General features: G+C 39.7%; 9 protein-coding genes. All 9 read right to left on the bottom strand.

All coding sequences use genetic code 11. From position 1 onward, the window contains the following. Positions 1 to 176: 176 nt before the first annotated feature. The 9 genes from N5O98_RS26545 to N5O98_RS26505 all read right to left on the bottom strand — a co-directional run bounded on the left by N5O98_RS26545 (position 177) and on the right by N5O98_RS26505 (position 9,506). Positions 177 to 1,280: a PDDEXK nuclease domain-containing protein gene (locus tag N5O98_RS26545; RefSeq protein ID WP_004312342.1), complete on the bottom strand. Its 1,104-nt coding sequence runs from the start codon at positions 1,278 to 1,280 to the stop codon at positions 177 to 179. 98 nt (positions 1,281 to 1,378) lie between these two features. Continuing rightward, complete coding sequence (locus N5O98_RS26540; RefSeq protein WP_004312341.1) at positions 1,379 to 2,179, bottom strand: GNAT family N-acetyltransferase; 801 nt, start codon at positions 2,177 to 2,179, stop codon at positions 1,379 to 1,381. A gap of 31 nt (positions 2,180 to 2,210) precedes the next feature. Further along, entirely contained in the window at positions 2,211 to 3,065 is an 855-nt protein-coding gene (locus tag N5O98_RS26535; RefSeq protein WP_004312340.1) for a class I SAM-dependent methyltransferase, read from the bottom strand. A 43-nt stretch (positions 3,066 to 3,108) separates the two neighbouring features. Further along, on the bottom strand, positions 3,109 to 4,470 hold the full coding sequence (gene mobV / locus N5O98_RS26530; protein ID WP_004312339.1) for a MobV family relaxase: 1,362 nt from the start codon (positions 4,468 to 4,470) through the stop codon (positions 3,109 to 3,111). A gap of 191 nt (positions 4,471 to 4,661) precedes the next feature. Then, entirely contained in the window at positions 4,662 to 5,630 is a 969-nt protein-coding gene (locus tag N5O98_RS26525) for a toprim domain-containing protein (RefSeq protein WP_005833207.1), read from the bottom strand. Positions 5,631 to 5,782: 152 nt separating this feature from the next. Next, positions 5,783 to 6,847, bottom strand: a complete 1,065-nt coding sequence (locus N5O98_RS26520; RefSeq protein ID WP_004307986.1) for an AAA family ATPase — start codon at positions 6,845 to 6,847, stop codon at positions 5,783 to 5,785. 4 nt (positions 6,848 to 6,851) lie between these two features. Further along, positions 6,852 to 7,139: a helix-turn-helix domain-containing protein gene (locus tag N5O98_RS26515; RefSeq protein ID WP_004307985.1), complete on the bottom strand. Its 288-nt coding sequence runs from the start codon at positions 7,137 to 7,139 to the stop codon at positions 6,852 to 6,854. A 131-nt stretch (positions 7,140 to 7,270) separates the two neighbouring features. Further along, positions 7,271 to 8,200, bottom strand: coding sequence for a hypothetical protein (locus N5O98_RS26510; protein WP_004307982.1), 930 nt, complete (start codon positions 8,198 to 8,200; stop codon positions 7,271 to 7,273). Positions 8,201 to 8,312: 112 nt separating this feature from the next. Further along, positions 8,313 to 9,506, bottom strand: coding sequence for a site-specific integrase (locus N5O98_RS26505; RefSeq protein ID WP_004307981.1), 1,194 nt, complete (start codon positions 9,504 to 9,506; stop codon positions 8,313 to 8,315). Positions 9,507 to 9,750 lie beyond the last annotated feature (244 nt).

Here is a 9,750-nt window from a genome sequence, read left to right as displayed (position 1 = left end):
CATATTATATATTGATTAGCATATATAATTGATTATCAGGAAAGAAGCCCACCTATTACTAACAGTGGGTAACAAAATAGTAACAAAAAAAACGAAGAAATTCGCTTTGTGGTGGGCTTCTTATGCAAAGGTAACAAAAGGCAATTACCTGCCAAAAAAGAAATAAGGCTTTTGCCTTACAATAGCTTTTTCAAGTCCTCAATGTCGGGCAGAGCGTTACGAAGTCGTTCCGGCATATCTTTAGATGCACGATAAGTAGCAACTCCCATCGGCTTGTTATAATCACGAACGGCAAACTCTACAAAGGTTTGATTCATTTCCCTGCAAAGAATTATCCCTATAGAGGGATTCTCGTGCGGCTTTCTGATATATGTATCTAAAGCGGATAAATAAGTATTCAACTGCCCCAAATAAGATGTACGGAATTTTCCGGATTTCAACTCGACCGCGACCAGGGAATTAAGCTCTCGATTGAAAAAGAGCAAATCAATGAACATTTCTTCCCCTGCAACCTCCATACGATATTGATTGCCTATAAAACTGAAATCTTGCCCAAAGGTCATGATGAACTTCTTCACGTTGGCAACAATCGCCTTTTCTACTATCTTTTCATCTAAATCCTCTTCTTGTTCATCCAGTTCCTCCACATTAATGAAATCAAGCAGGTATTCATCTTTGAATGAACAAACAGCTTTTAGAGCTTGCTTAGTATCAGGCAATGTTTGTGCGAAATTATTAGGCAAAGTTCCCCGATGGCTGTATAGGTCTGCTTTTAAGTAATCCCTTAAAGTGTATTTACTCCAATAACGAGTAGCGCACTCATGTATATAAAATAGCCTTGCTTCCAAAGTCTTAGCTTTGGATATTATTTCGGTATGATGACTAAAGCCGATTGAAAGGAAGTCTGACCAGTTAAATTCATCAGCCAGTGGCTGATGAATTTCTACAAGAAGCAATTTTTCATTCAACACCAAATCATCAGCCAACGGCGGATGATTTAAAACCTTATCCCACTCCTCATAAAAAATACGCATATTTCTTATGCTTGTTGCTGAAAATCCCCTTAGCCCCGGCAATTCTTTCTGCAACAAAGAAGATATTTGTTCAATTGCACCTTTCCCCCAAAAGCCTGTACGAGAATTTTCCGACACATAACGTCCGATGCCGTAATAAAGAGATAGCTGTTCCTTGTTCACCGATACGGCTGCACGGTACTGGCTGCGTAGGATAGCTTCTTTTATGGTCTTTACTGCTTCTCTATAACTCTGATTTATATCCATTTGCGATTTATTATATGCGACAAAAGTACAAAAATAGTGCTGTCAGTACAAATAAGTTTAGTCCGTTTTGGATATATAGACAAAGGAACGTACTAAACTTAATCTGTAACCTTTTTATTATAATACTCCAAAAACGCTACTTCGCCTATCTCACTTAACAGTTTCTGATTTTCAATAAAATTCTGTCCATACTTCAACCAACGCTTAGTAAAGCCTTTAAATCTGGCACATGGGAAGCTGCTGCATTGGAAACAATGTGTTATCTCTTTCTCCAAACAACATAAATGAAATGTTTTGCATTTTTCACAGCGAGAACTATTCAGTTCGGCTCCTTTACAGGGATTTTTCTCTCTTGTATACGTAGGACATCCCCCGCAGAACACACCGCAGGCAGGAATACGTCCCTCATAACGTTGGATTTTAGTTACTTCCCTTGCCATCCAAAAATTAGTAAGAGAAAGCTGATTCGCCTTGCGCTTTTGCTCTTCCTCTACTACATAACCTTTTTTTTCAAAGAAAGGGCGAGCAGTCAAACTCACTTCGGATGTAATCCGCATAATCCCGGCTGTAATTGCATACCGTTCTATTTCTTCCAAAAGCATCGTAGCAATACCTTTACCTTGAAAGTCCTTGTGAACAAACATAGAATGTAAATAGCCATGAGGCGTAATAGATGAAAAACCAACGATTTGTGACTGTTGATTAACAGCTACAATAAAATAGTGGGTCTTTATCATCTCTTCAATGTTAGAAAGGTCATCTCCGCAGGATGCCCAATCCTCAACTTCTACCTGCGAGTAATCGCGTCTATTTATCACGATAACTGTATTTTGAAATAACTCTTTTAGTTCAACCGCATCCGACTGTTGAGCTTGCCTGATTGTAAAATCCGTTTTCATATCTATTATATTAAATTCTTTCCAGCCTTTCTTATTTTGTAGCTATTATAGAATAGACCATCGGAATATGATTACTCAAATGTTTTATCCTATATTTGTTAGGTTCACATTCAACTGTTTGGGAAAAACAATTATAGGGTGAATAATCAAATTCATCAAAAGAAGATATGGTAAGCCCACTTTGTATAAGGCTATTTATAACCTCCCTCAAACTATGATTCCACGTTACACATTCTTGCAACAAATCATTTTCCCCGTCCGTATAGGTTCCCTCTTGTGTTTCTCTGATTGCACCGGAATTGAAGTAGTTATATTCAATCCTTTTAAAGTCATCATCAAACATCCACACAATCGGATGAAACTCCACAAATACAAACTTCCCATTTGGTTTTAGATAATTTGAAATAATCTGAGCCCACTTATTCATATCCGGCAACCAGCCAATCACTCCATAGCTTGTAAATATGATGTCGAATTGTTCATTCAAATGAGCAGGCAAATCATAAATATCACAGCAGATAAAAGTTGCATTAACATTTGCTTTCCCGGCTAATATCTTTGCATGGTCAATCGCTTTATCGGATAAATCAACACCTGTAACATTTGCGCCAAGTCTACCCAACGAAATAGTATCTTGTCCGAAATGGCATTGTAAATGCAGAATAGATTTCCCTTTTATATCTCCAAGTAAACCAAGTTCTATATCATTGAGAGACGACTCACCTTTCAAAAAGCCTTCGACATCGTAAAAGTCAGATTTCAAATGCACATCTACCCTGTTGTTCCAAGACTTCCGGTTTATTTCTAAATAATCAAAATCTTCATTCATTCTTTTAATATTAAATTGATTATATGCAAATATAGCAAAAGGTACAGTATCATTCATTGTGAATTGTACTTTTTACTGTATTTCAGCCAAATACCTCTCTTTACAGGCTAAAACCTTTGCTCCTTTTCTGCTCCTCTTTCGGTTGTATCCTTTGATAGAGTTTGCTAAACTGCTCCCTGAACCAATCGGAAACATTTTTTCGATTGATGATTAGCACCAATTTGTTCTTTCCAACAGTTGAAGCTGTTACTATTTGTGCAGTCACCTTATCCGTTACGAAATTCCGTTTATACTCTTCGGAATAGAGTGTGCCATTATGTTCTATCTTTTCCCCTAACATCAGTTTTGCTGTTTGTTCAGTTGAGAAACCGACAACACGACATAGCCTTTCCATTCGGAAAAGTTCTTTTAGTAGTGGTAGCCATGCACAAGCCTTTTTAATCATCTGTGACAGCCGTGATATCTCCTTTCGGGTTTCATCCAGTTCCTTGATGTGCTTACCCTGCACTTTTACCAATTCCCTGCTGTACTGTTCCCGTTGCTTCTGCATCATAATTTGCAGTCTTTCGATGCTCTCGTCACGAGCAACAACTTCATCACGAAGCTGCTGGTTCTCCTGTTTCAGTTCTTTGATTTCTCCACTGCCCAAAAGAGAACCTACCTTTGCGATAATGGCGGTTTTAGCTTCTGTCTTAACCACTTCCAGCCGTTCTGTGCCGATTTCTCTTTTGATTTGTAGTAGTCGTTTCTCCGCTGCTTTCTTTTCGGATTGGAGTTGCTGCACGTCTGTTTCGAGTTCACCCGTCTGTCGTTTCAAATCGCGGTAATATTGGGCTGTAGTGGTATGTCTGGCTTCCGATCCACGTACACCACGCTGCAAACCGTATCTCTCCATAACTTTAGCGTAATCATCATGATAGGCTACCAACCTATCACGGTTCAACACATCATCTGCACACAATCGGGCTGCATCGGTTTTCTTGCGATAGGTACGTTTTCCCTCCGTTTGCTTTTTCTGCTTCGCCTTTCTGCGCTCACCCATTACTATCGGCACAATGGTAGCATGTATGTGCGGTGTGGTTTCGTCCATGTGAAGAACTGCGGAAACGGTGTTCTCCTTTCCGAAAGTCTTGTGCAACCATTGCATACTATCGTCACACCATTCATCTATACGTCCGTCCTGTTGTATCTTCATCATGTCCTCGTGCGTTCCCGACAGCATAACACGAATAGCCCTTACTTGGTCAGGCGTAATTTTGCGCTTGATGCCTGCCGACTTGATGCGGTGGGCTATCGCTTCGTCACGTTCCGTTACTCCTTTGGGAAGTTGTACAAGTTCCCGATTGAGATGCGTTCGTGTGGGGTCAACGTTAGACGCTATCACCCGGCGTTCAATGTGGTCGGACATCCGGGCATCGGATGCGCCTTTTGCTTTCTTGAAATCAAGGGTAAAATATCCCATATTGAATTACATTTTTTCGTTAGACAATTCCGCTTGCCTTGCATACGTGCCGCATGGCTCACGGGGTTTCAAAAGGGGCATCGCCCCTTTGCTCGATAGGGTGTTTTTAGCGGTGCTTGCACTGCGTTAAGAAAACGCCCTATTGAGCTATGGCTTTTCTTTACTTAAAAGCCTGTGGGTGCGTGCGGCGGTTACATCCTAAAACCTTTGCCTTTCTTCTTGGTTGGTTGCTGCACCTGCCTTTCGGTCTGTTTTGTCGGTTGTGGGAACTCTAACGACTGCGACAATTTCTTACCCGTAAGATAGTCGTTCAAATCTTTATAGTTACTGTAGATACGAGAAGAATCTCGGACACGCCAGCCGTATTCCCGATGCAATTCCTGCACGGCTTTCATTCCTGCCGCATCGTTATCGAAAAAGCAATGTATATGTTCATAATTCCCTAACGGGTACAACGCTTTAGAGAGATTGGAAACGGAGTTCAAAATGATGTAGTCTTGCTTGTCAAGGTCGGGATAGGTAAGACAGGATTTCTGCCGTAGGGTCAGAAAAGAAAGATAATCCATAAATCCCTCGAACATGTAGCAGGTTTCTCTCGGCTCTCCCTTCTGTCGTATATAAGTGATGTCTTTGGGTGCGATACAACCTTTAAAATACTTGTTGCGTACCTCGTACCCACCCGAAGCATTCGGAAAACCAACAGCAAAGAACTGTTTGCCATTATTCACAAAACGGACTTCCTTACATTCTCTTTTTGCCAGTTCCGTATTTATCCCCCTCTCCTGCAAGTAAGAATACAAGGCAGGAGAAGAAAGCGGCACAACTTCCAACTGCTGAAAACTCGGCTGTGTAGAAGATTGCTGCCGAAAAGAGAAAGAAACAGGACGGACGTGTAATGCCTGCTGCGCAATCTTATCTAAAAGGTACGGCACACTGTCGGATGCGTAGAGTTCTTGCGCCAATGCAATGATGTTGCCACCTTTGCCTAATCCGAAATCATACCACAAATTGCGGTCAGGATTCACTTTGAAAGAGGGTTCTTTCTCTTCCCTGAATGGTGATTTATACCAAAGACTGCTGCCTTGTTGTTTCACGGGATTATATCCCAAACTGTGCAAATAGTCTGCCAACTTTATATTTTTGGATTCTTCGATTGTCATAATCTAAATGTATTGATGATTGAATAATTGAAACAAATTCCGTTTAGTCCGCTATATATACGCCTGAACTGTACTAAACTTACTTTGTACTTACAGTATCAAAAGAAGTTCATTCCTCTTATATATACACACGGACTAAACCAAACCTATTGTTAGTAGTGGAAATCAGGGTTATACTTATAACCTTTACCCTCTTTTACAAGCATTCGCTTGTTTACAAGAAACTTATTCAGCTTCACAAGCACATTGCGCCCACGTTCAAAACCGATACTTGCGTAACCCTCCTTTAAGGCAGCTATCACTTTAGGATAACCTTGTATCACTTGTTTACCAAAGCCGTTAGTCAATGCTTCACGGTGTTGTAGCTCGGTCAACTCTGTAAGCGGAAAACTACGGTCTTGCTTGGGCTGTTCAAAAATGTAATCTTCCGCTATTTCAGGAAGCGCACTATCATTAATACGAAATGCAAACGGCTCGAAATCTTTATCACGGATATGCATCGCTTTTACTTCACTGATATTTACGTCTTGAGTGCTTTTAGTAACCTGCAAGACCGTTTCAGCCTTATTGTTAAGCTCCGTACCAATATGCCCTCGCGTATTGTCATCCCCTTTGTTCAGATGCAAGACAGTGTGAATATGTAGATTGTATTCACTCGACCACTTCATCAAGAGATTTATCAGTTCGGATGATTCGCTCGGACTATTGATGTCATACATCAAGTCACGTATGCCATCTATGATAACAAGTCCTATATCTTCCATATTGGCAAGCATATAGTCGATTATCTGCTTACGCTTATCCGGTGTACATTCCCGCAAGACGACAAAAATAAAATCATCCCTGTCTTTATCGGTGGGAAGACCTGCCAAACGCATAATACGTTCCATTACCTTGTGACAGTGGTATTTACTCTGTTCGGTATCTACATAAAGAATTTTACGTTTATTTTCCGGTAGGAAAGCCGAATATTGCAGAACTTCGTCATTCTTCAACGCTGCCGCCACAATGGCGGAAACGTTGAATGTCTTTTTACTCTTTGCCTTACCTGTAGATGCACTGAAATTTCCCAATGTGCCGATAGTAGAGCCATTTACCCAAAGTATTTCGGGCGGTACATCGTAAGTGTCGGTTATCTTTAGATGAATGGTTTTCCAAAGGACAGCAAAATCTTCCCTCGTCATCTTTTGCGTTTCCGTTCCTTTCTTGTTTTCCATAGACTTACTTTTTTAAGGGACGGTTAAGAACATACTTCTGCGCTTCCTGTTCTATCTGCGCTTGTGTCTTTACAGGATTTTGACGTAGCCACGCTTCCAACTCTGCTTTCTCAAAATAAAGCATCTTGCCCTGCGGTTTGTAGTGCGGTATCAGGTTACCCGAAGTCAGTTTATACAGGTAACTTTTGGAAAGGTTTAAAAACTTGCTTGCTTCCTCGAAACTAAGCACGTTTTTTGAAAGGAACACTAAATTTTCGAGTTCTTCAACTCGCATCTCAATACTCTTACTCATACTATATAAGTATTTGCGTGAAACAATATGGAGTGCATGCCCTCCGTTTACTTGTAATCGATTACGGGGGCAAAAGTATTGAGTAATAGCTTGATAGCGGATTAAGTTATGTTTGAGGTCTTAACCTGTTCTTAAAGTTTTTTCAGTTGTTTGATATACTTGTCTATGATTGCATATCCTTTCACATGGTCTATGTCTTTCACATAATTCGTAGCTGTGGCTAAATCACCTTGATTGAGGTATTTATCCCTACTTTTGTCTTTGGAAAGAAAGAGTTTATGGTTGGCAATAACCGATTGCCAATTGGGGGTAATCAGGTTGCGATAGCTCAACTCTGAAAAAAGAAAAGCGAGATACCTGTTATTATTAGACCTGAATATGACTTTGGGCTTGCAAGAGAGTATCGCTTTCAGGTCGTCAGAAGTTACGGGGGCATTGAACATCTTAACCTCATTCATACATTCCGCAATCAATTCTATCTGACCGTCATTAAGAATTGATTCAAACTGATTTTCCGTTTCAGCGACGGGAGGTACGGCTATTACTGGAGAAACGATAGTTGGCTCCGGATTCAGTTCTACCTGTTCCTGTTGCGGCTGTGTTTCTACCTGCGCTCTATCCTCTTTCTTTTTTCGCAAGTATGCCGAATATCTTTCCAACACAACAGCTTTTACTGTCATGGAGAAATAAGGTAGTTCTTCATCGTAAACTGTATTATCCTGCGCATATTGGGAATAATTGAACGAAAGAGGAGAGAATGAAAGATATTTTCTTTTTTCATCAGGCTTCAAGGCTTCATAAAAACCGCTTTCCCAAAAGAAATCGGGTACAGAGTAGAAATTTTGGATGTCATTCAGTGCTGAATAACGGATATATAGTTGCGCTAATTCATTAACAGCATGTATATATTCCTGACGTTCCAGTTCATCAGCCTGTTCTCCATTCAAGTATCGAACCTTGACGATGATACTGTCTATCAAAATTTGGCAGGCATAGTTTATGCAACGGTTGAATATGCCTTGTATATAATCGAATTTTACTTTCAGTTCTTCTTCTGTCATAATATGCTCTGTTTCAGTTAGTAGCGGCAAAGATATATTTTTCCAGTAAAACATAGGCAAAAAAAGAAAGAAAGTGCGGCTATCAGCGTTCCGTACTTTCTTTCTTTTTAAATTAATCCGTTAAGTTTGGTATCAAACTTATCGCTTCTTCTTTCTTTTTATCTACAATCTTGGCATAAATTTGAGTTGTAGCAATGTTCTTATGCCCCAATAACTTGCTAACTGTGTATAAATCTGCACCTAATGTTAACATCATGGTAGCGTGGGTATGTCTTGCAACATGAAATGAGATATGCTTAGTTACTCCTGCTGCTTTCGCCCATTTTTGAAGTATATTATTTATAGTACCCTCATGTGTCAAAGGGAAAATAAAATCATCATCTTTCGCTTCCCCCCGCTGTGGCAGCCACTTTAAGGCTTCATCAGATATAGGCAAGTAAAGCGGCTCTTTGGTTTTCTGCATCTTTATTTCAATTCTAATCCTTTCACCGCTTTTCTGTAAATCACTCCATTTCAACTTTCTTATGTCGCTTACCCGTAATCCACACAAACAACTGAAAAGAAAGGCTTGCTTCATTATCTCATACTTACATTCAGTAGCTATAAGCAGTTTCAGTTCTTCTATCGTCAGATACTCCCTACGGCTCGCTTCCGCTTTTACCTTATCGGCAAAGTTAAATTCCTTAGTAGGATTAATGGTTATAATTCCTTCTTTAAATGCTTTATTCAGAGCGGTGCGCAATACTCCGTAATAAGCGACTACCGAATTATTACTTAACACTCCTCCTGCTTTTGCCAATCCGTATTTGCTTGCTTTCTTGGCTTGTTTTAAGAAATCCACAAAGTTACTAAGGAAATCTTTGTCTATATCACGGAAAGCGATATAGTCCCCTCTGAATAGTTTCAATTCACGGATAGTGTTACCAATAGTCTTTTCATAATTCAAGCTACCACGCTCTTTAGATTGGTTTCTCATGTTCACCAAATAGTCAATTACATTCGCTTTTGACTTATTAGTGTTCTGAAATCCATGCGCATCATTCTGTAGCTCTACTATCCGCTTGCTTTGAATCGCTTTGGCAAGAGCCAGCGTAGTTTCATTCTTTGCCTTATCTTCCCTTGTCTTTTCAGGAATAAGATAGAGTTTCAAAAACTCATACTGACGCTTACCGCCAACATAGTTTTCTTTCCGAATAACATCACCTGTGTAATAGTCCAAATATATAGACTGGTTACCATTGGCAAGTTGCTTAAACCGGATTCTTACAGGCTCCTTCAATTTAGCCTCTTGTTTCTTCTTCGCCATACTTATGTTTTTATTTTGTTACCGATGGCAAATATAGATATTTTTTTTGTTACTCAATGCTATTCAAGTAACAAACTGGTAACAAAATAAACGCATTTATTGGAATAAGCAGGAAAATAGGAAAAACAAAGGAAAAGTTGGGTACAAATAGCAAACACCTAAATATCAATAGATTATATTCATTATTTTATCTCATTCTTTCTCTTTTTCCACAACTGCCAGCTATTAATAATATTCTGCCACA

The organism is Bacteroides sp. LFL-34 (assembly GCF_027257075.1).
Taxonomy (GTDB): Bacteria; Bacteroidota; Bacteroidia; order Bacteroidales; family Bacteroidaceae; genus Bacteroides; species Bacteroides ovatus.
This window is presented reverse-complemented; position numbering and strand designations above follow the sequence as displayed.

Coding starts and splice junctions, on each gene's coding strand:
- N5O98_RS26510 (WP_004307982.1), bottom strand. CDS start 8,200: ATGACAGAAGAAGAACTGAAAGTAAAATTCGATTATATACAAGGCATA.
- N5O98_RS26520 (WP_004307986.1), bottom strand. CDS start 6,847: ATGGAAAACAAGAAAGGAACGGAAACGCAAAAGATGACGAGGGAAGAT.
- N5O98_RS26545 (WP_004312342.1), bottom strand. CDS start 1,280: ATGGATATAAATCAGAGTTATAGAGAAGCAGTAAAGACCATAAAAGAA.
- N5O98_RS26525 (WP_005833207.1), bottom strand. CDS start 5,630: ATGACAATCGAAGAATCCAAAAATATAAAGTTGGCAGACTATTTGCAC.
- N5O98_RS26540 (WP_004312341.1), bottom strand. CDS start 2,179: ATGAAAACGGATTTTACAATCAGGCAAGCTCAACAGTCGGATGCGGTT.
- N5O98_RS26505 (WP_004307981.1), bottom strand. CDS start 9,506: ATGGCGAAGAAGAAACAAGAGGCTAAATTGAAGGAGCCTGTAAGAATC.
- mobV (WP_004312339.1), bottom strand. CDS start 4,470: ATGGGATATTTTACCCTTGATTTCAAGAAAGCAAAAGGCGCATCCGAT.
- N5O98_RS26535 (WP_004312340.1), bottom strand. CDS start 3,065: ATGAATGATACTGTACCTTTTGCTATATTTGCATATAATCAATTTAAT.
- N5O98_RS26515 (WP_004307985.1), bottom strand. CDS start 7,139: ATGAGTAAGAGTATTGAGATGCGAGTTGAAGAACTCGAAAATTTAGTG.